Source organism: Sulfurimonas marina (genome assembly GCF_014905095.1).
In the GTDB taxonomy this organism is placed as follows: domain Bacteria; phylum Campylobacterota; class Campylobacteria; order Campylobacterales; family Sulfurimonadaceae; genus Sulfurimonas; species Sulfurimonas marina.
The window spans coordinates 1,505,457-1,530,227 of record NZ_CP041165.1 but is presented as its reverse complement, the minus strand read 5'-3'; the positions used below and the strand labels follow the sequence as shown (position 1 = coordinate 1,530,227).

Genomic DNA, 24,771 nt, shown 5'->3' with positions numbered 1-24,771 from the left:
GATGAGAGGCCATCGAAAGAGGGTCAGAAGTACTTCGAGTTGAAGCTACTGATTAACGTTTGAGATCATTGAAAACTAAGCAAGCGAGAGCTTGAGATAATAACTAATAATACAACAACCGTCTATTAACTTTTAATAGGTTAGTAGATAACTTTAAGATAAAGCCAATGATTTTTAAATCTTGGGCTAAAGATTAAACAATTCAATTATGGAGAGTTTGATCCTGGCTCAGAATGAACGCTGGCGGCGTGCTTAACACATGCAAGTCGAACGGTAACAGAGGAAGCTTGCTTCCTGCTGACGAGTGGCGCACGGGTGAGTAATATATAGGTAATGTGCCCCTTAGACCGGGATAGCCACTGGAAACGGTGATTAATACTGGATACTCCTTCTTTTCATAAGTTAAGAAGGGAAATGTTTTTTCGCTAAGGGATCGGCCTATATCCTATCAGCTAGTTGGTGAGGTAACGGCTCACCAAGGCAATGACGGGTAGCGGGTTTGAGAGGATGATCCGCCACACTGGTACTGAGACACGGACCAGACTCCTACGGGAGGCAGCAGTGAGGAATATTGCACAATGGGGGAAACCCTGATGCAGCAACGCCGCGTGGAGGATGACGCATTTCGGTGTGTAAACTCCTTTTATATGTCAAGAAAATGACGGTAGCATATGAATAAGCACCGGCTAACTCCGTGCCAGCAGCCGCGGTAATACGGAGGGTGCAAGCGTTATTCGGAATCACTGGGCGTAAAGGACGCGTAGGCGGGTTATCAAGTCAGGTGTGAAATCCTACAGCTTAACTGTAGAACTGCACTTGAAACTGGTAGCCTAGAGTATGGAAGGGGCAGATGGAATTAGTGGTGTAGGGGTAAAATCCGTAGATATCACTAGGAATACCGAAAGCGAAGGCGATCTGCTGGGACATTACTGACGCTAAGGCGTGAAAGCGTGGGGAGCAAACAGGATTAGATACCCTGGTAGTCCACGCCCTAAACGATGAACACTAGTCGTCGGGGTACTAGTTACTTCGGTGATGCACTTAACAGATTAAGTGTTCCGCCTGGGGAGTACGGTCGCAAGATTAAAACTCAAAGGAATAGACGGGGACCCGCACAAGTGGTGGAGCATGTGGTTTAATTCGAAGATACGCGAAGAACCTTACCTGGCCTTGACATTGATAGAACACACTAGAGATAGAGTGGTGCCCTTCGGGGAGCTTGAAAACAGGTGCTGCACGGCTGTCGTCAGCTCGTGTCGTGAGATGTTGGGTTAAGTCCCGCAACGAGCGCAACCCTCGTCCTTAGTTGCCAGCAGTTCGGCTGGGCACTCTAAGGAGACTGCCTTCGCAAGGAGGAGGAAGGTGAGGACGACGTCAAGTCATCATGGCCCTTACGGCCAGGGCTACACACGTGCTACAATGGGGCGTACAGAGAGTTGCGATACCGCGAGGTGGAGCTAATCTCATAAAGCGTCTCTCAGTTCGGATTGTTCTCTGCAACTCGAGAGCATGAAGCTGGAATCACTAGTAATCGTAGATCAGCAATGCTACGGTGAATACGTTCCCGGGTCTTGTACTCACCGCCCGTCACACCATGGGAGTTGATTTCACCCGAAATCGGGAAGCTAACCTTCGGGAGGCTACCGCTTACGGTGGAATTAGCGACTGGGGTGAAGTCGTAACAAGGTAACCGTAGGAGAACCTGCGGTTGGATCACCTCCTTTCTAGAGTAAAGAGCAATCATTCGTTTGATTGGCTCACTAAAGAATCTCACGATTCAACAAAGTATTATTTCTTGTCTCTTCTTGCTTAGTTTTCAGTGATCTAAGTTCATTAGAATTACAAGTGTACAAGGGCCTATAGCTCAGCTGGTTAGAGTGCACCCCTGATAAGGGTGAGGTCCCAGGTTCAAGTCCTGGTAGGCCCACCATTTTTGTAAAAAATCAAATATAAGCTTTCAAATGAGAGTTTATATTTGGTTTTTAAACCAAAACGATCATTAAATTAACATTGTTAAAGTCAACAACTAAATAACTACAATTACAAGGACTACTGAGTTTAGTGTAGAGATACATTAAATAAGGTAGTGAAGCGAATTAGAATAAAAGATATTAAGGGCCATAGGTGGATGCCTAGGCTGGTAGAGGCGATGAAGGACGTACTAGGCTGCGAAAAGCCTCGGGGAGCTGCCAAGAAGCTTTGATCCGGGGATTTCCGAATGGGGCAACCCAGCATGGAGTGATTCATGTTACCCTACGGGGGGCGAACTCAGGGAAGTGAAACATCTCAGTACCTGAAGGAAGAGAAATCAAACGAGATTCCGAAAGTAGCGGCGAGCGAAATTGGATTAGGGCGCTTAGTGATAGCATATTTGTTAGCCGAACACTCTGGAAAGTGTGAACATAGAGGGTGATATTCCCGTAAGCGAAAACATTTATGTGGTACTAGACTAAGGAACGAGTAGGTCGGGACACGTGTTATCTTGACTGAATATGGGGGGACCACCCTCCAACCCTAAATACTACTACCAGACCATAGATGTGAACAAGTACCGTGAGGGAAAGGTGAAAAGGACTGCGGTGAGCAGAGTGAAATAGAACCTGAAACCTATGGCTTACAATCATTCGGAGCACTATTTTAATGTGTGACGGACTGCCTTTTGCATAATGAGCCTGCGAGTTGTGGTATCTGGCAAGGTTAATCGAACGAGAAGCCGTAGCGAAAGCGAGTCTTAATAGGGCGACATAGTCAGATGCTGCAGACCCGAAACTGAGTGATCTATCCATGAGCAGGTTGAAGCTGGTGTAAGAGCCAGTGGAGGACCGAACCCATTGACGTTGAAAAGTCACGGGATGACTTGTGGATAGGGGTGAAAGGCCAATCAAACTCAGTGATAGCTGGTTCTCTCCGAAATATATTTAGGTATAGCCTCGAGCATTAGCATGTAGGGGTAGAGCACTGACAGGGCTAGGGCTGCTTACCGCGGTACCAAACCCTATCAAACTCCGAATACTACATGTGTAACCTCGGGAGTCAGGCGTAGGGTGATAAAATCCTATGTCGAGAGGGGAACAACCCAGACTAACAGCTAAGGTCCCAAAGTTTTATCTAAGTGGAAAAGGATGTGGAGTTGCTGTGACAACCAGGAGGTTGGCTTAGAAGCAGCCATCCTTTAAAGAAGGCGTAACAGCTCACTGGTCTAGCGATTCTGCGCCGAAAATATAACGGGGCTAAGATAAACACCGAAGCTTTAGATTCATAGTTTACTATGAGTGGTAGGAGAGCGTTCCATTCAGCGTTGAAGGTATACCGGTAAGGAGTACTGGAGCGGATGGAAGTGAGCATGCAGGCATGAGTAGCGAGAAAAGAAGTGAGAATCTTCTTCGCCGAAAACCCAAGGTTTCCTACGCGATGCTCGTCATCGTAGGGTTAGTCGGGACCTAAGTCGAGTCCGAAAGGGGTAGACGATGGCAAATCGGTTAATATTCCGATACCGACATTATATCGTTTGAGTGATGGGGGGACGCATAGAGTTAGACGAGGTCACTGATGGAATAGTGGCTCGAAGGGTGTAGGATGATAAGTAGGCAAATCCGCTTATCACGAATCCGAGACCTGACAGGCTGAACAATCTCTTCGGAGAGCGTTTAGAATCGTCGATACTGTCGTGCCGAGAAAAGCCTCTAAACGAGATATAATGTTGCCCGTACCGTAAACCGACACAGGTGGGTGAGATGAGTATTCTAAGGCGCGTGGATGAACCCTTGTTAAGGAACTCTGCAAACTAGCACCGTATCTTCGGTATAAGGTGTGCCCTATTTGTTAAGAGATTTACTCTCTGAAGCATTGATGGGTCGCAGCAAAGAGTCCCTCCCGACTGTTTACCAAAAACACAGCACTCTGCTAACACGTAAGTGGATGTATAGGGTGTGACGCCTGCCCGGTGCTCGAAGGTTAAAAGGATGCGTTAGCTTTGCGAAGCGTTGAATTGAAGCCCGAGTAAACGGCGGCCGTAACTATAACGGTCCTAAGGTAGCGAAATTCCTTGTCGGTTAAATACCGACCTGCATGAATGGCGTAACGAGATGGGAGCTGTCTCAACAAGGGATCCAGTGAAATTGTAGTGGAGGTGAAAATTCCTCCTACCCGCGGAAAGACGGAAAGACCCCGTGCACCTTTACTATAGCTTGACACTGCTATTGGGATATTCATGTGCAGGATAGGTGGGAGCCATTGATTCATAGTCGCCAGATTATGATGAGGCATCCTTGAGATACCACCCTTGAATATTCTGATAGCTAACTCCGTACGGTTATCCCGTGCGAGGACAATGTCTGGTGGGTAGTTTGACTGGGGCGGTCGCCTCCTAAAAAGTAACGGAGGCTTACAAAGTTCGGTTCAGAAGGGTTGGAAATCCTTCGTAGAGTATAATGGCATAAACCGGACTGACTGTGAGACATACATGTCGAGCAGAGTCGAAAGACGGTCATAGTGATCCGGTGGTTCTGTGTGGAAGGGCCATCGCTCAAAGGATAAAAGGTACGCCGGGGATAACAGGCTGATCTCCCCCAAGAGCTCACATCGACGGGGAGGTTTGGCACCTCGATGTCGGCTCATCGCATCCTGGGGCTGGAGCAGGTCCCAAGGGTATGGCTGTTCGCCATTTAAAGCGGTACGCGAGCTGGGTTCAGAACGTCGTGAGACAGTTCGGTCCCTATCTTCCGTGGGCGTAGGATTGTTGAGGAGAGCTGACCCTAGTACGAGAGGACCGGGTTGGACGAACCACTGGTGCACCAGTTGTCCTGCCAAGGGCATAGCTGGGTAGCTACGTTCGGATGTGATAACCGCTGAAAGCATCTAAGCGGGAAGCCAACTCCAAGATGAACAATCCCTGAAGTACGCTTGAAGACTACAAGCTTGATAGGCTGGATGTGTACGCGAAGTAATTCGTTTAGCTGACCAGTACTAATAGTACGTTTGTCTTTTTTCATTAAAAGCTTCACTACCTTATTTAGTGTATATCATTAAATGAAGTAATCCTTGAGTTGTTTAGTTGACTTTAACTTTTTTAATCTTCTTATCTATGATCTTAAAGGTCAACTGTAAGAGTATCAAACAATACTTTTACACTTGATCTTGTCTAGGTGGCTATAGAGAGAGGGAAACGCCTGGCCCCATTCCGAACCCAGAAGCTAAGCCTCTCATCGCTGATAATACTGCATCTTTCAGGTGTGGGAATGTAGGTCGCTGCCTAGTTAACAGATCAATTATCCAATCTAATCTATCTTCACCTTTTTTATTATTTACAACTTATCTACTTAATTTTACTATTTACTTTTTACCCTTTTACTACTATGGTTTTTAATCTAATTACTTACAATTTTGTCTTCTATATACAATTTTGTATAAAATTTAATCAAAATTATGCCTTTTAAGGTTTATTAATTGTATAGAATTTGATTACTTTTTTGAGGAATTATACGATGAAACAAGTAAGCTATAAATACAATAATATATCTAAAGATGTTCTACCATATATAAGACATATGGAACAGGTTGAAGATAATCGTGAAAGATTACACGAGCTAAGTAATCACTGGAATACACTTTCTCTACTAAGCCAGTTAGGTGATGCCGGCGTAAATATGAGTAGAATTAAAAATAATTTTACTGAACTTTCTTTCGAGCTAATTAATCATTTGGCTATTGAGTTATTAAATAAAAATATTGATGAGATGGACTTTAAAGCTCAAGTTGCTGTTGACATTATGATCAGAAATTTATTTGAGAGAACAGCAGATATCGGCTTTTTAGCTACAGATGATGATATACGAGCATTTCTTCTTAAAAATGATACAAAATACTCTACACATTACAATGATGATTTAGAGATCATCAAAGAGCGTTTCAAAGAGTATGTGAAAAAATATAGTGTCTATTTTGATATTGTTTTAATGAGTCCAAAAGGGGAGATATTAGCTAATCTTGATGATGAGTTAACACTTTCAAAATCAAAAGACTCAATTATTGATGAAGTATTAAATACCAGCGGTGAGTATGTAGAGACATTTAAATATCATGACTTTTTACCAAAAGAAAAAAAATCTCTTGTTTATTCTTACAAGGTGACCAAAAGTAATGAAGAGGGTTCTGAAATAATAGGTATTTTATCTTTATGTTTTAAATTTCAAGATGAGATGAAACAGATCTTTAGTAATTTAATTAATAAAGATAAAAAAGAGGCTATCTTATTACTTGACCATGAAGGTACTGTAATCGCTACAAGCGATAAATATCAGATTCCATTAGGTGCTGAGTTAGAGATCGTATTAAATGATAACTATAAGCTTATCTCATTCGGTGGCGTAGATTATATCTGTAAAAGCAATAAAACAACAGGATATCAAGGTTTCTTTGGTTTAGAGTGGTATGGACATGTAATGATTCCTATATCACATGCTTTTGCTCAAGAGGATGAAGAATCATTTGAAATTAGTGAAGAGTTATTGCTTTCAATTTTACAAAATGGTAAACAGTTTAGTGAAGCTTTGAAAAATATTCCAAAACAGGCTAATAGTATTCAAAAGAGTCTTAATCGAGCTATTTGGAATGGAACGATTAATCAAGGAAGTACAACTTCAAATAAACAGTTCTCTAAAGCTTTAATGTTAGAGATTCGTCAAACGGGGCAAGATACAAAATCTATTATTGGTTCATCTATTGCGAACCTTACGAAAACTATTATTCTTGGTGACAGTGTTTTTTATGCTGATCTTATTGTAGATATCATGGACAGAAACTTATATGAAAGAGCAAATGACTGTAGATGGTGGGCATTAACGTCTGATTTTCAAAAGATTTTAGCTAAAGATTCAATAGGTATGGATGATGTTCTTAGAATGAATGAGATCTTAGAGTATATAAATGACTTATATACTGTATACACAAATATATTTATTTATGATAAACATGGATATATTAAAGCAACTTCAAATCCTGATGAGCGTCATCTTCTAGGAAAACGTGTAAGTAAAAATTTTGTTACACAGACTTTAGGCTTGAGCGATTCTTCAAAATATGCTGTAAGTGATTTTGAAGCAAGTGAATATTATGACAATAAACATACATATATTTACAATGCAGCTATCAAGAATGAAGAGAATGTTGTTGGTGGTATAGGACTTGTATTTGATTCAGAAGTTCAATTTAAAAACATGATTCAAGAATCACTTCCGAAAAATGTAGACGGTACGACTAAAAATGGTGTTTTTGCAACGTTGGCTACAAAAAATATGCAGATAATTTCATCTACAAATGAAAAGCATCAAATCGGTCAGTATTTAGATATAGATAGTTCTTATTTTAATCTTCAATCGGGAGAGTCAACTAGTGAGATTATTATCTATGATGATAAATATTATGCTTTAGGTGTAAAATGTTCAAAAGGATATAGAGAGTATAAAAGTGTTCAAGATGATTATGTAAATGATGTATACTCATTCTTTTTCTCTTATATTTGTGACAAAAGTGAAGCTGTATATAAAAAAGATGATAACTTCTCTCCTAAGACGGATGTTGTATTCGAGAAGGGAAGTAAATCTATAGATATAGCAACATTTATGATCGCAAATCAATGGTTAGGGATCGATACAAAACATGTAGTTGAAACTGTAAGTGCTACAGAGTTAAAAACAACTATTAAAATAGATAAAGATCATCACTTTAAAGGGACGGTTATCTATAATGAAAAGGCTGTAATGGTTATTGATATTCAGAAATTCTTACAAGAAAAAGATGTTGAAGAGTATCAGGAGATTGTTATTATAAAATACGGAGAGCATGATACATATATGGGTATACTTGTAAACTCTTTAGGGATTATTGCAGAGGTTGCGGATGATAATGTAAATCAGTTACATAATGAAATTATAGGTGCGGGAACATTGATCGATAGTTTAGTATTTCCAAGCGGTGATAACCCAGGAAAAGATGTTCTATCTATCTTATCGTTAGATAAAATAATGACAGAGTTAATAAGTCCTGAATATAGTAAGCTTATACATAAACAGGTTATGCGTTAAAAGATGGGTTTAAAACCCATCTAAATAGTTTTCTTAAGTATGAAATCTTTCTAGTTTGTTGTGGAGTTCATCCGTCATTGCATTGAGATGTTCTGCAGCAGCTGCTATCTCCTCTACATTACGTGCGTTTTGAGCAGATATCTCATTGATCTGTGTAACACTGTTTACAATTGCTTCTACACTTTTACCTGTATGTTCGAAGTCATTTACTGTTTTATCACTTGCTTCAACGGCATGGTTTACAATAGATACACTCATATTGATTTTCTCTTCAACGTCTGATGCAACATTTGATAATGCTTGAATCTCATCAGAATTGATACTCATCTGTCCACTTACATCGTTAATTGATTGTACGATGATATTGATAGTCGCATTGATATCTGTAAGGGATTTTTGTGTACGCTCTGCCAGTTTACGAACTTCATCGGCAACTACTGCAAAACCACGACCGTGTTCACCTGCACGTGCAGCTTCAATAGCGGCATTTAATGCAAGTAAATTTGTTTGATCAGCTATGTCTGAGATAACTTCGAGTACAACTTTTACTTCATTAGCATCGTTTGAAAGTGTGCTCATTTTTTCTGCCAGTTCAATTTCTGTTTGTGCACTTTTTTGTACATTTGTTGTAAGGGTAATGATCTCATCACGTGCATCTTTCAAGTTGTCGTTTGCTTTGATAATATCTTGCTTACTCTCTTGAGCATCTGCGATAGAGAGTGTAATCTCATTTTGAATATCTGTAGCTTGTGTTGTTGCTTCGTTGATTACAGTAACAGATTTTTCAACATTTTCTCCAACACCGAGAGCTGTAGTTGAAAGTTCATGTGATATAGATGCATTTTCAGAAGAACCCTGTTTTGATGTTTCTATAAGATCACGTAATTCGTTTAAAAGATGGTTGAAACTTTTCCCCATTAATGAAAGTTCTTGAGGTGTATTTGTATCTACTTTGATTGTTAAGTCATGATTTTTACCTATTTGTAAAAGTACATCTTTAAAACGTTCTATCGGTCTAATAATACTAATATTGATCATAATAAAAGCGATGATTACAATGATAACAAGTACGGTCAGAGAAGAGATAATAATATTATTTCTTAGTCTATTTGGTGCTTCTAGTACTTCAGCTTCATCTATCTCAGATAAGATTGCCCATGAAAAATCTTGCCCTACATTAATAGATGTAAAAGAAGATAGTACAGGATTACCATTATAGTCTATGATAACTTTAGTATCTGTGTGTCCCGATAAAGCTGAATGAGAAGCTTCCGTATCTACAGAACCGATAGAAGGGTTTGCAAAAGATGCAATCAGTGTATGGTTTTTCGGATCTAAATAACTGTCACTACGCATAAGTTTATCAGCCCCTACAAGATAATCCTCTTGAGTTTTTCCATACCCTTGGCGATATTTCATAATTCTGTTGATTGATTTATCACTGATTTGAAATACTAAAACAGCCTCTATATTGTTATTTACATCCATAATTGGAGTAGCTAAGAACATCGCAGGTTCATTATTACTAGGGGCATATGGTTCCATATCTACGAATGTAGGACGTTTATTCTCTAGTGCAGCCATGTATGCTCTAGCCAGACCGCTTTCTTTTAGTTTCCCGTGAATAAGGTTTTCCCCAAAGTCTGCTTCTTTAGCAACTGTATACATAACATGACCGTGATCAGGACAGATGATAAATAGATCATAGTAATTATATGTTTTGATGTAATCAAGGAAGTATCGTTCAGATTCTTTAATAACTCTTTGTACGGCAGGATCTTGAACAGGAAATTTTTCTTTATCCTCTACGTCTAGCATTTCAGTTACAAATATTAAGTCATTTACCATATTATGAATCTCTTCAGAGCTTGCTAAGAGTGTAATGTCTTTGATTTTTCTGTCAAAAAACGTTTCTATTCTACTTTTTTTAATATCTCTTACCATTGTTAGCTGATCATAGCTCTTTTTCATAAGAGTTGATTTTGAATCGTTTACAGAAATATATGTTGTTATTAGTGCTAATGTAATGAGTGACGAGAGCACTAATAAAATAATTTGCATTTTAACTGACAAATTTTTCATATGTTTGAAGCCTTTTGTGAAATTTTTTCGGAGTATAATAGAATAACTCTTAAGGTTTATTTATCGTTGTTACCTTGTAACCTTTTCGTAATAATAATCGCAATTTTACTTTGGTAACATAGCAAACTATCAGTTTTCACTGTGTTTTCTATCAAAATTTATAGAAATTTCATTTATGGTATAATTTCCCAAAATTGTTGACAAAAAGAGATAAATGGACTCATCTAGCTTCGAACAGATACTTAATGACAAGAACAAACTTTTAACCCAAACTTATTTTGAACTTCAAGAGCTTTTTGAAGAAAAATATGGACGTGATACAGTCGTTTTTATGGAGATCGGTACCTTTTTTGAGGTGTATGAAGTTAACAACGATGAGATGCAGATCGGTAAAGCAAAAGAGATCGCAGAGCTCTTAAATATTCAACTTACAAAAAAGAATAAAAATATCGTCGAAAACTCTGAAAAGAATCCCCTCTTAGCAGGGGTTCCTGCTGTTAGTTTTGAGCGCTATCTTAACCGTTTAATTCAAGAGCAAAAGTATACTATTATTGTCGTAAAACAAAAGGGTAACCCACCTAAGATTAGCCGCTACATCTCACAAATAATCTCACCGGGGACCAACTTTGATCATATTGTCGATAATGACGATAACTACATCGTCTCAATTTTGGTAGATAAATATAAAGATATGTATAGCGTGGGATATGCTGCAATCGATGTGACAACGGGTAAGACATTCTTGTATGAAACACACTCAACAAGCGAAGACCCTTTTTATGCCCTTGATGAGATCTTTAACCTTTTAAATGTCTACAGAACAAGTGAAGTTGTTGTGACATTTTTAGAAGGTGTCGAGAGTCAAAAGCATGTTATGCAGTATCTCGAAATTCCTGAACATTACCATTACTCTGTAAACAATAAACGTCTTAAGGTTGAATACCAAAACGATCTATTTAAAGAGGTGTATCAGATCCAGTCACTTCTCTCTCCGATCGAGCATCTTGATCTTGAACGTAATCCTATAATTACAGAGTCTTTAGCGATTCTTATCGACTTTGTGATTGAGCATGACTACTACATAGTTCAAAAGATGTCTATGCCTCGCATAATTGATAATCGCCGTTTTATGTATCTTGGAAATAATGCTTTAGAGCAGATGGGGATCATCTCAAAAGATAAAAAAGAGTTCACACTTTTAAAGATGCTTGATCGAAGTTCAACTGCGATCGGTCGCCGTTTATTAAAAGAGAGACTTCTAAACCCTATTATGGAAAAAGAGGAGTTGGAACGCCGATACAATCTGATCGAGCGAGTAAGTTCCCATACACGTTTTTTAGATGAGATAATGCGCGGAGTATATGACCTTGAACGTCTTGCACGTCGTTTAAATCTCGGACGTTTACATCCATTTGAGATGAATCATATCTACGATTCTATGATCAGTGTCAAAGAGTTGATGCAGTATGTAAAAAGACATAAGATCCAAAAAACTCCGTTTCATGAGAGTGAAGTTGAAGAGTTTTTACGTGATATTACGAAGACTATCGATCTTGATGTTTCACGCCGTTTTACAAATGCAACGGTAGATGAGAACTTTTTAATGGAAGGGGTTGATGAGAGTATCGATACCCTTACAAAAGAGAACTCCGTCATGATGATTGCGTTTGATGACATTATGAAAAAGATTGAGGTCTTACTTGAAAATGCCAATGCAACCTCTTCAAGCAAGCTGGTGACTTTGGGACTCTTAGAGAAAGAGGGGTATTATATCTCGATCAGTAAAAACCGTTTTTCTCTGATCGAGAGCGAGTTTAAAAAAGATCCTGAATTCAGTAAGTTTGATATAAAAAAACTGACAAACAATGTCAAGATTACATCAAGTTTTACTGATGATCTTTCCGATCGAATTATGAAAAACCGCCGCAAGATCGTAGCACTTGTAAAAGAGAAATATGTACAGGTGCAAACGGTGTTTGAGAGACGTTATGCACTCCTGTTTGAGAGAGTGATTTCATATGTAGCTGATCTTGACGTTGGGGTGAGTTCATCTAAGATAGCAAGTGAGTATAACCACTCCCGTCCTATGATTGTAGATGTAAAAGATGATGAGAACTTTATGCAGATTATGCAGCTCCGTCATCCTCTCATTGAGATTCAAGAGCGCAGCGGATTGTATGTCCCAAATGATATAGTGATGGGAAATCGTGACTACATGGACTTGCCGCATCCAAAAACGGTGATGCTTGATGTAGAGGTGCATGATGGGCATGAGATCAACGGTGTACTTCTGTACGGGATTAACTCCAGTGGTAAAAGTTCACTTATGAAGAGTGTTGGTATTGCAGTACTTATGGCGCAAGCAGGATTCTTTGTAAGTGCTTCTGTTATGAAGTTCAGTATTTTTGATTCTATCTTTACACGTATCGTTTCAAAAGACAACCTTGCAAAAGGGCTTTCAACATTCGCAGTTGAGATGCTTGAGTTAAAAAACATATTTAACCGCGCAAGTGTCCGCTCAATCGTTCTTGGAGATGAGATCAGCCATGGAACAGAGACACTTTCAGGTGTTGCGATCGTAGCGAGTGCTATTAAGAAACTCGCTGATACACGATGTCTTTTTGTTTTTGCAACACACCTGCATCAACTCTCAACAATGCCGGAGATTACAAACATAAACAATGTAGTTGACTTGCATCTGAGTGTTGAATATGATGAAGAGAGTGATAAACTTCTTTTCAATCGTGTACTCCAAGCGGGAAGCGGAAGCAGTATCTATGGTCTGGAGTTTGCGAAATCACTTCATATGGACAAAGAGTTTTTGGATATGGCAAACAATATCAGAAAACGACTAGCAAACGATTTTGATGAGCTTGAACTTCTGGTGAAAAAGAAAAAGTCGAAGTACAACAAAGATCTTTACGTGACAAAATGTGTGATTTGTGGGGCAGTAGCTGATGATGTGCATCACATTACACATAAATCACTAGCGGATTCGGCAGGCTTTATTGGGCACTTTCACAAAGATCATAAACACAATTTGATTCCACTGTGTAAAGAGCACCATAATCAGATCCATGATGGAAAGATAAAAGTGGATGGTTTTGTAATGACTTCAAACGGTTTGGAACTGCAGTATGAAGAGCAACTTTCTAAGCCGAAACAGCAAAAGGTTGAAGAACCGGAAATTAATGAAAATGTTGAGGTGAAAGGGGAAGAAGAGGAGCAATCTTCAAAGATACTCCTCGATGATTGGTAGGATTAAGCTAAAAGAGTTTTAACACACTCGTTAATTCTTTTTCCGTCAGCTTTTCCTGCGAATTCTTTGCTTGCAGCTCCCATCACTTTACCCATATCTTTCATAGACTCTGCGCCTACGTTCGCGATGATTGCTTTTAGTGCAGTGCTTAACTCATCGTCAGTTAATTGTTTTGGTAAGTACGGCTCGTATACTGCGATCTCTTCAAGCTCTTTTTCCATTAAGTCTTCACGATCTGCTTCTTTGTATTGTGCAGCTGAGTCATTTCTGCTTTTGATCTGTTTTTGAATAATTTTTATAATATCATCATCACTTAACTCTTTTCTTTCATCAACTTCAATCTGTTTAAATGCTGATGTAAGGAGGCGAAGCGCATCTCTTTTTTTAACATCTTTTGCTTTCATCGCTTCTTTTAAATCTTGGTTTATTGTTTCTCTAAGTGACATAATTACTACCTTTTTTGTGGAACTAAATTTGCTAGAATTATAGCTAAATCAAAATAAGTTTGGAACATTTTTATGAAAAGAACAACTCTGACACTCTATATACTTTTTTCTGCACTCTTTTTTAGCGGTTGTACGGCGAATCTCACAGAGCCTGAAATCGATTTTGAACCACCGAAATATGTTGAGCAAATGCCGCCTAAAGAGGATAAACAGGACTTTATATCAACAGGTAGTATCTTCGGACAGGGGGAGAACCCACTTTTTTCAGATCATAAAGCGATGCATGTGAATGATATTGTCACAGTTGTAATTACTGAAACTGCACAAAGTTCATCTACAGGTTCAAAACAACTGAGTGAAACAGATTCTATGGCACTGGGTGGCGGAACATTTACACCGGGTGCAAATGCGAATGGGACAGTTACAGGTTTAGCTAACAGAGTAAATGGTTTGACAGATATCGGTTTTAGTGGAGGATCTACAAGTTCTTTCCAAGGACAAGGCTCTGCAACTAAAGATGCTAGCTTTACGACCACAGTTTCTGCTAGAATAGTAAAAGTATTAAGTAACGGCAACTATTTTATTAGTGGCAAACGTGAGATCTTGGTGGATGAACAAAAACAGATAATTCAAATCAGCGGTGTAATTCGTCCATACGATATAGATCAAACAAATACTATTAATTCAACTCAGATGAGTGATGCCAAGATTCTTTATAAAACAGAGGGGGATGTTGATCGTGCAGGTAACAGAGGATGGGGTTCTAAAATTATTCAATCGGTTTGGCCTTTTTAGTTTACTGGTAGTTTTTTTGCCGTTAGGCATATATGCTCAAAGTTTTGCAGACTTTAAACGTACTCAGGTGAGTTCGTTTGAGTCTTTCAAAGATGAAAAAGACAGTGAATTTAATAACTATCTAAAAGAGCAATGGCAAGAGTATGAAGCATTTGTATCTCCCAAACTCTACGAGAAACCAAAACCTAAAAATATAGAAGAGGTTCAAGAGGTTAAAACAAAAGAGATTGGCCCTAGAATAGATATTGTTATTGAAAAAGCCCCCGATATAAACATAACAAAAGTCACACCTCTTAAGCAGGTAAAAAAAGATCTTCAATTTGACTTTTTCGGTACACCACTTGGATTTAATATTGATCACAATATAAAAGATGCCCGCTTTTACCCGAAAAACCAAAACGGTATTATTAGTTTTTTCGGTGCTCTTGCTTCTAGCGATTACGATAATTTAATTCATAGTATTGAAAAGATATTTAATGAGATGCAACTGAACGACTGGGGTGTATATCAACTTATTACCAAACTTTCAAAACAGATCTATGCAAAGCCTGATGAAGAGAAATTGTTTCGATGGTTCTTATTAAATAAACTCTCTTATGATGTAAAAGTAGGCTTAGTAAGAAGTCATGTAGTACTGTTAGAAAATACTCAGCAGGTTGTTTATTCGACTCCTCGATATAAAATAGATGGTGTATATTATTATGCGGTTGACCATTATAACAACAAAGAGAGACTGGGGCGTTTGTATACGTACGATAAAAAGTACCCCGATGCAGACAAAAAATTTGATTTTAGTATGGGGAAAACTCCTAAGTTAGTAGAAAATATTCAAGATAAAAAATTATCTTTTAGAAATCAGGGAAATACAATAAGTTTGGATCTTAAAATCAATAAAAACCTTATCGATTTTATGGGGACTTATCCGCAAGTGGACTATGATGTTTATTTTAACGCAGCACTTGATGATGCACTTTATAATCAATTGGCAAAAGAGCTGAAAAAAGAAATCAACGGGAAAAAAGCCTCTTACGGACTAAACTTTGTATTGCGATTTGTTCAAAAATCGTTTCAATATCAACGTGATGATGAACAGTTTGGAAAAGATAAAGTGATGTTTGCCGAAGAGACACTTTTTTATGATCGCTCTGATTGTGAAGATAGAGCTATACTGTTTGCAAAACTAGTGAAAAAACTGTTTAACTACGGTGTAGTAGGTGTAAAATATAAAGATCACATGAGTACCGCTTTAGCAGTCCCTGTCAGTGGTGACAGTGTAAAAGTGGGTGCAAAAAGATATGTGGTTGCAGATCCTACTTACATTAATGCAAATATGGGAAAGAGTATGCCAAAATATAGAAATATTCAGCCGGAATCTTTTATAAGGCTCAAGTAGCATGAAAAAAAATATAAATAAAAGGGAACATGTGCACAATCAAATAAAAAAACATTCTACAGAGCTCTTGGAACTATTAACACTTCATTTACCCGATATGTTGTGGATTAAAGAGAAGAATGGAAAATATATCTATGCCAACAAAGCGATTTGTGACGGACTCTTAATGGCTGAAAGTACCGATGAGGTAGTTGGTAAAGATGATGTGTTTTTTGCACTCAGAGAGCGTGAAAAACATAAAGAGAATCCACAATGGCATACTTTTGGAGAACTCTGCTTTAATAGTGATGTAACAGTAATAGAGAACAATAAACCTATGCGTTTTGAAGAGTATGGGAATGTAAAAGGGAAGATGCTTTATCTTGAAGTTTTTAAAGCTCCTTTTTACGACAGACACGGAAATATTATAGGAACGGTCGGTGCTGGACGTGATATTACCGAGTTGAAAAATACGCAAAAAAGTCTTGAAGAAAACTTACAACTTTTAGAGCAGCAAAGAAAAGAGCTTGAGCTTTTTAATGAAAAGCTTGAAGAAAAAGTGAAGTACGAAGTAGAAAAGCAACAAAGTCAGGAAAAGATGATGCTGCACCAGTCACGTCAGGCTGCTATGGGTGAGATGCTTGAGTCCATTGCCCATCAATGGAGACAACCGCTAAACATTATGGGATTAGCAATTGCAAATATTGAAACACAGCTGGCCGTCAGCGATATAGATAAAGATGAACTCTCAAAAAAACTTGAAGCTATAGCCTACAACATCAGCTATCTATCGGATACTATAGATGATTTTAGAAACTTTTTAAATCCGGCGGCTGATGATTATGAGGTCTTCTTTACACCGAATAAAAGTATTCTTGAGATATTAAGAATTTTAGAAGCACAGTTAAAAAACTGTAAGATTAAAATAGAGACAAGTTTTACAGAAGAAGAGTTTTATTTTAAAGGTGTTGAAAATGAGTTTAAGCAGATTCTTTTTATCCTTATAAACAACTCTATAGATGCTATTAAAAAGTTAATAGCAGATAAAACAATAAATGAAGGTTTGATAACTATCGCTTTAGAAGATAAAGAGAATCATGGGATAGTTAAAGTAATGGACAATGGTGGCGGAGTCGATAAAGAGATACAAGAGAAGATCTTTGAACCTTACTTTACTACTAAACATAAATCTTCAGGAACGGGAATAGGGTTATATATAGCAAAAAATATTATAGAAACACGGATGCATGGAAATATCAACTTTTTCCCTGTAGAAGGTGGAAGTTGTTTCTCTATAGAGCTGCCGATTCATAAAGTTTAAAACATTTTTTGCTATGATACAGGGATGAAATTAGAACTTGAAAATAAACAGTGTGATTGCTATATAGATAAACTAACAGGGCTACAGAACAGGTTGGCTTTGTTGGAGTATATAAAAACAAGTAAAACATACACACTTTTTATTTTAGATATTGACAACTTTTCAAATATCAATAGTACATATGGGTATTTGATTGGTGATGAAGTTCTTGTAAATATAACAAACTATTTGAAAAAGTTAAAACCCTCATACGGTGAAATTTTTCGATTTGACGGTGACCAATTTGTTTTTTTAACAAACAAGACTTTACTGAAAATAGAGATGGAAGAGCTTGCACAATCTGTGATCTCATTTTTTAATGAGATCGAGGTGTATAACGATGAGCTTGTTTCTATAAAAGTGTTTTTTAGCATCGGTATCTATACCGGACACGGTTTTAATCTTTTAAACTATGCAAATCTGGCACTCAATGATGCCCGTAGATACAAAAAAAACTCATATAAACTTTTTGATATCACTTCGACATATATTAAAAGTCAACTGCAAAACATTGACTGGATAAGTAATGTACGCAAATATATAGAGGAGGAAAAGTTCGTTCTTTTTTTCCAGCCGATCTACGATCATAAGCTTAACAAAGTTACGAAATACGAGGCTCTTATTCGAATTGCATACGGTTCATCATTTATTACTCCCGATAACTTTTTGCATGCCTGTAAAGTTACAGGAATACTAGAACTTATTACACGTTTTGTAATCACTACATCTTTTAAAAAGTTTTCTCAAACAGACTATTCATTCTCTATCAATATTACATCAGACGATATTAATTTAGGGTATTTAGAAAAGTTGCTATTAAAACGTTGTGAAGAGTACAATATAGAGCCATCAAGAGTTATTTTAGAGATTCTAGAAGATATTAGCACTTTGACAGAGACGCATATGCTTGAACAAATCAATTCGCTAAGAGCAAAGGGATTTCAAATTGCACTGGATGACTTTGGTGTTGAAAACTCAAACTTTGCAAGGCTGGTTGATTTTAAACCGGACTATATTAAGATAGACGGTGTATTTATTAAAGATTTGGTCGAGGATGAAAAAAGTCAGATAGTTGTAAAAACCATTGTTGATTTTTGTAAGTTATGCGATATTGATATAGTAGCTGAATATGTTCACAGTGAAGCGGTAATGGAAAAAGTTAAAGAGTACGGAATTGAGTTTTCACAAGGTTATTTTATAGGAGAGCCAAAACAAGAGCTTTTATAAGACTCTTGAATTAGTAGTTGATCGCAACTTTGTATGTCGGATCATCCTCTTCATAAGTACAGTGAGGTCCTGCTTTTTTGAGGATCTTTTTACAGTCTGCACTCAGGTGTCTAAGAAGTAGATTTTTCCCTGCATCTTCATATTTTTTTACAATACTGTCAATAGCTTCAACCCCTGAAAAGTCAAGTACACGAGCATTTTTAAAGTCAATTACAACTTTTGGAGGATCTTGATCGATCGTAAAGTTGTCTGAAAATGTTGTAGCACTTCCGAAGAATAAAGGACCCTCTAAAGAGTAAACTTTTGTACCATCCTCTTCAACAGATGTTTTAGCCCAGATGCGAGCATGTTTCCATGCAAATACAAGTGCAGAGATAATAACACCGGCGATCACGGCTATTGCTAAATCTTCAACAACAGTAATAACAGTAACAGCCAGCATAACTAAAAGATCCTCTTTTGGCATATGTTTAAAGTGTGAGAAGCTTGACCACTCAAACGTCCCTATACTTACCATAAACATAATACCTACAAGTACACCAACCGGAATAACATTAAGCACATCTGTTAAAGAGATAACGAGAATTAAAAGACCAACTGCAGCAGTAAAAGATGAAAGACGACCAAGCCCTCCTGAAGTGTAGTTGATAATAGATTGTCCAATCATAGCACATCCGGCCATACCGCCGAAGAATCCACATGCCATATTCCCTGTTCCCAGTGCTATACACTCTTGGTTTCCACTACCGCGTTCACCACTCATCTCATCAAGAACCGCTAAAGTTAAAAGTGATTCGATTAGTCCTACTAGTGCCATAATGATCGCATAAGGGAGTACCATAATAATAGCATCTAGACTAAATAGAGTTTCGGGGATAATAAGATGAGGTAGTTGCCCTTGAAATTCTGAGAGGTTTGCAAGGCTACCGACTGTTAGAGTCTCGATTTGAGCAAAATATACTACAAGTGTCAGTGCTACAATCGCAATAAGTCCTGAGGGGATCGCTTTCGTGTATTTCGGCAAGATATACATGATAAGCATAGTTGTAAATACAATGGCATACATCGCCATCCCTTGACCCTCAAAAAACTTAAACTGTGCCATTGCGATAACGATCGCTAAGCCGTTTACAAAACCGTAAAGTGCAGGTTGAGGAACAAGACGAATAAACTTTCCTAACTTAAACACACCTACTAACACCTGGATAGCTCCTGCTAGTATAGTTGCTAAGAGAACATAGTTAAGCATCTGCATATAGAGCTCGTCTCCACTGAGTCCCAAACCTTTAAGCATAGAGTTTGTTTCTAAAACCAAGCCTATGATAACAACGGCAACACTTCCTGTTGCTCCAGAGATCATACCCGGTTTTCCACCAATAACTGCAGTGATTAAACCTAGGATAAACGCCGTATATAAACCAACGATTGGGCTAACTTCCGCGATAAAACTAAAAGCGATAGCTTCGGGGACAAGTGCTACGGCTACTACTAAACCTGAGAGGATGTCATTTTTGATGTTGTGTGATGTGTATTTTCTTATGTCGAACAAGTGCTTCCCTACAAAATTTGAAGTACGGAATTATAGCAAATTTACTCTTGAAAAATTACAAACCTGTTTTTACCGCTATTTTTTGCTTCATACATGGCAATATCTGCATCTTTAATGATCTGATCCTCATTATCTAGATCATCAATAGGGAAAAATCTAACCCCTACACTTAAACCTATATTTATACTGTTGCCCTCTATTATAATTTCATGATTGAGTTGCGTTAAAATTTTATTTGTTACTTTTGTTACAACAGCATTAACATCTTGATGACTACTGTCTATATCTAGTAAAACGATTGCAAATTCATCACCGCTTATTCTTGCAACAATATCGCACTCTCTTATATAGCTTTGGATTGAAGTAGCCACATGTTGTAATAGTTTGTCTCCTATATGATGACCAAATGTATCATTTACATATTTAAAGTTATCAAGGTCTAAAAATAAAAACGCATTTTTAAAGCCATGTCGTTTTGATCTGTTGATTTCCTCTCTCATTCTTTTAAGTAGATGTTTTCTGTTTATCAATTCTGTTAAAGAGTCATGGCTTGCCTGATAGAGTGCCTCTTGTTGCGCTTTTCGTAGTTCAGTAATATCGAATAGATGCCCGATATAGTTTTTAGTTTCACCCTTTTTGTTTCTTATAGAAGAGATAGACAAACGTTGCGTATAGATGGCACCGTCTTTTCTTTTGTTTAGAACTTCTCCACTCCACGAACCAGTTTTATCTAAACTCCCCCACATCGCTTTATATAAAGAAGCCGGATTTTTTCCCGATTTTAAAATACTTGTTTTCTCTCCAATCGCTTCTTCTGCAGAGTAGCCGGTAATACGTTCAAATCCTTTATTCACTTTTATGATTTTAGTATTTTTATCAGTTATAACTATCCCTTCATAAGCATCAAGTGCACGAGAAGAGAGTTCCAGATCTTCTGTATCCTCTTCATGTTTTTGGAACAGTTTATGAATAATATAAATAAAGTAGAATGCAGAGAAAATAGAGATAAACCAAAATATCATAGCAATATTGAGATTACGAAGAGTATCATCATAATTAGCATTCAGGTTCTTGGTAAAATGGTTTAAAATCTCTTTTGAAACTTGGTTGTAACTATCAATATTGTTTGTAGTGATTTCAAACCATTGTTGAGCATCCTCTTTAGTGAGTTGATGTTGTTGATAAAGTTTACGGAATCTTTGTAACTCTTTAATCTCTTGTTTATCGATAGATTTTTTATAGCGACCAAGAGAGGTGCTGTTTGCATATAAATGGAGGTTTTCTATCTTGTTAGTTTGGTCTTGTTGTAAGAATGGGAGTTTCTCTTTACATATTGGTTCTAGTTTCCCGGAGGTGAGATCATTGTATACACAGGCACGCTCCAGGCCGGCACTCTCTTTCAGAAGTTCCAAGTTTATTAAAAACAGAGCATCATATCGATTTTTATCGAATTTTGGTAAAAGATACTTTGTCATATTTATCATATGGTTATTGATATTGGTATAAAAATTAAGTACCTCTTCAAAGGAGATATTTTGTTGTAGAACTTTTTTTCTTGTTACATATATTTGATGGAGATCTAGGTTAAGGTGGTAGTTAAACTTTTCTAAGTCTGCTATTGCTTTATCACTCTCTTTATGGGTGATTATAAGAGTCTGTCGGAGTATCTTTGGATCTTTAGATTGAATAAAGCCGACGGAGAGACCTCTTTCTATCTGAAGGTTGTGTATAACATCTATAATTTTATGAACAAGGATAATATTTTGTTTTTGGTATTTTATAGCTTCAGTATTTGCATTTGAAAGATTTAAATAAAAGTATGTGAAATATACTATTGAGATAGCAGGAATTAGGAAAATAATGAAAATTTTAAATTTAAAAGTTCTAATATCTAGCATCATGCTAGATATTATATCACAAAAAAACAAAAACTCCCAAGATGTATTTTATCTGTTATTGAAGGGACTGTAACTGCTCTGTTACTTTTGCTTTTTTATCCTCAGCTTCTGCTAATGCCTGACGATTTTTTGCCAGTACATCTTCTGGTGCATTTGCTACGAAACGCTCGTTATTTAACATACCGTTTAATTTCCCGATCTCTTTATCAAGTTTTTCAGCTTGTTTTGTAAGTTTGTTAATGATCGGAGTGAGATCGATGCTGTCAGTCGGGATGAAAGTTTCACATTTGTCAGAGATATCGCTTACACCGTTTTCGATTTTTGCATCTGTAAATTCAACAGTTTCAACTTTTGCCAGTTTTGCAATGAACGGAAGCATCATCTCTTTATCTTCATCACTTACATTGTCAACTTTAACAAAAGCTTTTTCAATTTTTTGGTTTGCCATATCAACTAAAACTTTAGCACGACGGATAGATACAATCGCATCCATAATGATTCCAAAAGTCTCTTCCTCTTTACGCTGTTTTGTTTTGAACGGATACTTTTTGATCATAATTGAGTCAGAATCTTCTAAAGATGTACCGCTTAGTTCATGGTAAAGATGCTCAGTGATAAACGGCATAAATGGATGTAATAACTTCATTGCCTCTTTAAAGATAGCACCAAGTTCTACGATCGAAGATTTATCAGCTTTACTTAGCTCAATACCCCAGTCACAGAACTCATTCCAGATAAATCTATAAAGTGTAGTTGCCGCATCGTTGAACTTGTACTCATCTAACTGTGCACGAACCTCTTTAGTCGCAACATTAAGACGTGAAACCATATACTTACCAAGCGGAGTATCCATACAGAATCCTCCAAGGTCCGGGAATGTATCTACATTCATTTGTAAGAATTTCGTAGCGTTGTAAAGTTTGTTCGTGAAGTTACGGTTAAGTTCAAGTTTCTCTTCACTCATACGGATATCACGCCCTTGCGCAGCTGAAATAGCTAGTGTAAAACGTAAAATGTCAGCTGAGTATTTGTTTACCATATCAAGAGGATCAATTACGTTTCCTTTTGATTTTGACATTTTTTGACCGTGCTCATCACGAACAAGAGCATGAAGGTAGATATCTTTAAACGGCAGTTCACCCATAAAGTTTTCACCCATCATCATCATTCTAGCTACCCAGAAGAAAAGGATGTCAAAACCAGTGATAAGAAGTGCATTTGGATAGAACTCTTTTAAGTCGTCCGATTTGAATAGTTTATCCATCTCGGAATCACCGTTCCCCCAACCAAGTGTTGAGAAAGGCCATAAAGCAGAAGAGAACCAAGTGTCCAGAACATCCGGATCTTGAGTGATGTTTTTAGATGCACATTTTGGACAAGCCCCAGGTGCATCTTCTTGAGATGCAAACTCGTGATCACAATCATCACAGTAAAATACAGGAATCTGATGTCCCCACCAAAGTTGACGAGAGATACACCAGTCACGTAAATCACCCATCCAAGAGTTGTAAGAATTGATCCAGTGCGGCGGGAAGAATTTTGCTTCACCGTCGTTTGTCTTTTTAATAGACTCGGCAGCTACCTCTTTACGAACAAACCATTGTTTAGAGATATAAGGCTCAACTACGTTTTTACATCTGTAACAGTGACCCACTTGGTGTTTGTGATCTTCTACTTTGATGATAAAACCTTCCTCTTCAAGACGTTTTACGATCACATTACGAGATTCAAGACGCTCTAATCCTTGGAACTCTCCAGCGTACTCGTTTAAAATACCTTTTTCATCAAATACAGTAATGAACTCTAAGTCGTGACGCTTTCCAACTTCGTAGTCGTTTTGGTCATGAGCTGGTGTAACTTTTACCACACCAGTTCCAAACTCCATATCAACGTGATCATCAGCAATAATTGCAACTTCACGATCAAGTAATGGAAGTTTTACTTTTTTACCGATTAAATCTTTATAGCGCTCATCTTCAGGGTGAACCATTACCGCAGTATCCCCGAAATATGTCTCAGGACGAGTAGTTGCTACTTCAACAAAACCGCTGCCATCAGCAAACGGATATTTGATATGGTAAAACTTACCGTCGTGATCTTCGTATTCAACCTCGATATCAGAAAGGGCACCGTCGTGTGTACACCAGTTAACCATATAGTTACCGCGTACAATTAAACCTTGGTTGTATAGGTGAACGAAAGCCTCTTTTACAGATTTTTGAAGACCGTCATCCATAGTAAAACGCTCACGCTTCCATGCAGGAGATACACCCATTTTACGAAGCTGAGTCGTCATAATTCCGGCAGATTCCTCTTTCCATTTCCAAGCACGCTCTAAAAATGCTTCACGCCCGATCTCCTCTTTTGTAGTACCTTCAGCTAAAAGTTGTTTCTCTACAACGTTTTGCGTAGCGATTCCGGCATGGTCAGTTCCCGGCTGCCAAAGAGTTTTAAAACCATCCATACGTTTATAACGAGTGATGATATCTTGAAGTGTAAAAGTTAAAGCGTGACCGATATGAAGACGCCCCGTGACATTCGGAGGTGGCATCATGATAGCAAAGTTTTTGCCATCTTCTTGGATCTCTTTGTTCCCATCTATCTCAAAGTATCCGCGATCTTCCCACGTTTTGTAGTATTTGTTTTCAATCTCTTGAGGATTATACTTATTGTCTGACATCTTCTAACCTTAAAATTGTTTA

11 protein-coding genes, 1 tRNA gene and 3 rRNA genes are annotated in these 24,771 nt (G+C 37.7%); 10 read left to right on the top strand and 5 right to left on the bottom strand.

Features of this window, described 5'->3' with window-relative positions:
• Window positions 1-205 precede the first annotated feature (205 nt).
• From FJR03_RS07780 to FJR03_RS07760, 5 genes are all read left to right on the top strand, one after another.
• Window positions 206-1,724: ribosomal RNA gene (locus FJR03_RS07780) — 16S ribosomal RNA — on the top strand.
• Between the two features lie 129 nt (window positions 1,725-1,853).
• Window positions 1,854-1,930, top strand: a tRNA-Ile gene (locus FJR03_RS07775).
• Window positions 1,931-2,101: 171 nt separating this feature from the next.
• Window positions 2,102-4,990, top strand: a 23S ribosomal RNA gene (locus FJR03_RS07770).
• 150 nt (window positions 4,991-5,140) lie between these two features.
• Window positions 5,141-5,256 (top strand): 5S ribosomal RNA (gene rrf, locus FJR03_RS07765).
• Together the 16S, 23S and 5S rRNA genes with 1 tRNA gene alongside form the textbook arrangement of a ribosomal RNA operon.
• 227 nt (window positions 5,257-5,483) lie before the next feature.
• On the top strand, window positions 5,484-8,081 hold the full coding sequence (locus FJR03_RS07760) for a chemotaxis protein CheW (protein ID WP_193112959.1): 2,598 nt from the start codon (window positions 5,484-5,486) through the stop codon (window positions 8,079-8,081).
• 33 nt (window positions 8,082-8,114) lie between these two features.
• Here FJR03_RS07760 and FJR03_RS11755 read toward each other — a convergent pair whose 3' ends face one another.
• A complete protein-coding gene (locus tag FJR03_RS11755; RefSeq protein WP_283949388.1) occupies window positions 8,115-10,163 on the bottom strand; it encodes a methyl-accepting chemotaxis protein in 2,049 nt (682 codons plus the stop codon).
• A 214-nt stretch (window positions 10,164-10,377) separates the two neighbouring features.
• Here FJR03_RS11755 and FJR03_RS07750 point away from each other — a divergent pair, with 214 nt between their 5' ends.
• Window positions 10,378-13,422: a MutS-related protein gene (locus tag FJR03_RS07750; protein WP_193112958.1), complete on the top strand. Its 3,045-nt coding sequence runs from the start codon at window positions 10,378-10,380 to the stop codon at window positions 13,420-13,422.
• A gap of 2 nt (window positions 13,423-13,424) precedes the next feature.
• Here FJR03_RS07750 and FJR03_RS07745 read toward each other — a convergent pair whose 3' ends face one another.
• Window positions 13,425-13,868, bottom strand: coding sequence for a GatB/YqeY domain-containing protein (locus FJR03_RS07745; protein ID WP_193112957.1), 444 nt, complete (start codon window positions 13,866-13,868; stop codon window positions 13,425-13,427).
• A 72-nt stretch (window positions 13,869-13,940) separates the two neighbouring features.
• On the opposite strand from FJR03_RS07745, the gene flgH reads away from it, so the two are divergent.
• The 4 genes from flgH to FJR03_RS07725 are packed head-to-tail and all read left to right on the top strand — an operon-like array spanning window position 13,941 to window position 18,622.
• Entirely contained in the window at window positions 13,941-14,663 is a 723-nt protein-coding gene (gene flgH / locus FJR03_RS07740) for a flagellar basal body L-ring protein FlgH (RefSeq protein WP_193112956.1), read from the top strand.
• Between the two features lie 16 nt (window positions 14,664-14,679).
• Window positions 14,680-16,056 carry a hypothetical protein gene (locus FJR03_RS07735; RefSeq protein WP_226962102.1) on the top strand — a complete coding sequence of 459 codons (1,377 nt, stop codon included), beginning with the start codon at window positions 14,680-14,682 and terminating at the stop codon, window positions 16,054-16,056.
• A gap of 1 nt (window position 16,057) precedes the next feature.
• Window positions 16,058-17,356 (top strand): PAS domain-containing sensor histidine kinase, encoded by a 1,299-nt coding sequence (locus tag FJR03_RS07730; RefSeq protein WP_193112955.1) that lies wholly within the window; start codon window positions 16,058-16,060, stop codon window positions 17,354-17,356.
• A gap of 24 nt (window positions 17,357-17,380) precedes the next feature.
• Window positions 17,381-18,622, top strand: a complete 1,242-nt coding sequence (locus FJR03_RS07725; protein ID WP_193112954.1) for an EAL domain-containing protein — start codon at window positions 17,381-17,383, stop codon at window positions 18,620-18,622.
• Between the two features lie 10 nt (window positions 18,623-18,632).
• Here the strand turns inward: FJR03_RS07725 and FJR03_RS07720 are convergent, their stop codons facing one another.
• The 3 genes from FJR03_RS07720 to FJR03_RS07710 are packed head-to-tail and all read right to left on the bottom strand — an operon-like array spanning window position 18,633 to window position 24,749.
• On the bottom strand, window positions 18,633-20,171 hold the full coding sequence (locus FJR03_RS07720) for a SulP family inorganic anion transporter (protein ID WP_193112953.1): 1,539 nt from the start codon (window positions 20,169-20,171) through the stop codon (window positions 18,633-18,635).
• Window positions 20,172-20,212: 41 nt separating this feature from the next.
• Complete coding sequence (locus tag FJR03_RS07715) at window positions 20,213-22,072, bottom strand: diguanylate cyclase domain-containing protein (RefSeq protein WP_193112952.1); 1,860 nt, start codon at window positions 22,070-22,072, stop codon at window positions 20,213-20,215.
• Between the two features lie 52 nt (window positions 22,073-22,124).
• The gene (locus FJR03_RS07710) at window positions 22,125-24,749 is read right to left on the bottom strand and encodes a valine--tRNA ligase (RefSeq protein WP_193112951.1); all 2,625 of its coding nucleotides are present in this window, start codon (window positions 24,747-24,749) and stop codon (window positions 22,125-22,127) included.
• Between the last annotated feature and the right edge of the window lie 22 nt (window positions 24,750-24,771).

Excerpts from the sequence above, each read along its gene's own strand:
- FJR03_RS07745 (WP_193112957.1), bottom strand. The coding sequence starts at position 13,868 with ATGTCACTTAGAGAAACAATAAACCAAGATTTAAAAGAAGCGATGAAA.
- FJR03_RS11755 (WP_283949388.1), bottom strand. The coding sequence starts at position 10,163 with ATGAAAAATTTGTCAGTTAAAATGCAAATTATTTTATTAGTGCTCTCG.
- FJR03_RS07730 (WP_193112955.1), top strand. The coding sequence starts at position 16,058 with ATGAAAAAAAATATAAATAAAAGGGAACATGTGCACAATCAAATAAAA.
- flgH (WP_193112956.1), top strand. The coding sequence starts at position 13,941 with ATGAAAAGAACAACTCTGACACTCTATATACTTTTTTCTGCACTCTTT.
- FJR03_RS07710 (WP_193112951.1), bottom strand. The coding sequence starts at position 24,749 with ATGTCAGACAATAAGTATAATCCTCAAGAGATTGAAAACAAATACTAC.
- FJR03_RS07725 (WP_193112954.1), top strand. The coding sequence starts at position 17,381 with ATGAAATTAGAACTTGAAAATAAACAGTGTGATTGCTATATAGATAAA.
- FJR03_RS07715 (WP_193112952.1), bottom strand. The coding sequence starts at position 22,072 with ATGATGCTAGATATTAGAACTTTTAAATTTAAAATTTTCATTATTTTC.
- FJR03_RS07750 (WP_193112958.1), top strand. The coding sequence starts at position 10,378 with ATGGACTCATCTAGCTTCGAACAGATACTTAATGACAAGAACAAACTT.
- FJR03_RS07760 (WP_193112959.1), top strand. The coding sequence starts at position 5,484 with ATGAAACAAGTAAGCTATAAATACAATAATATATCTAAAGATGTTCTA.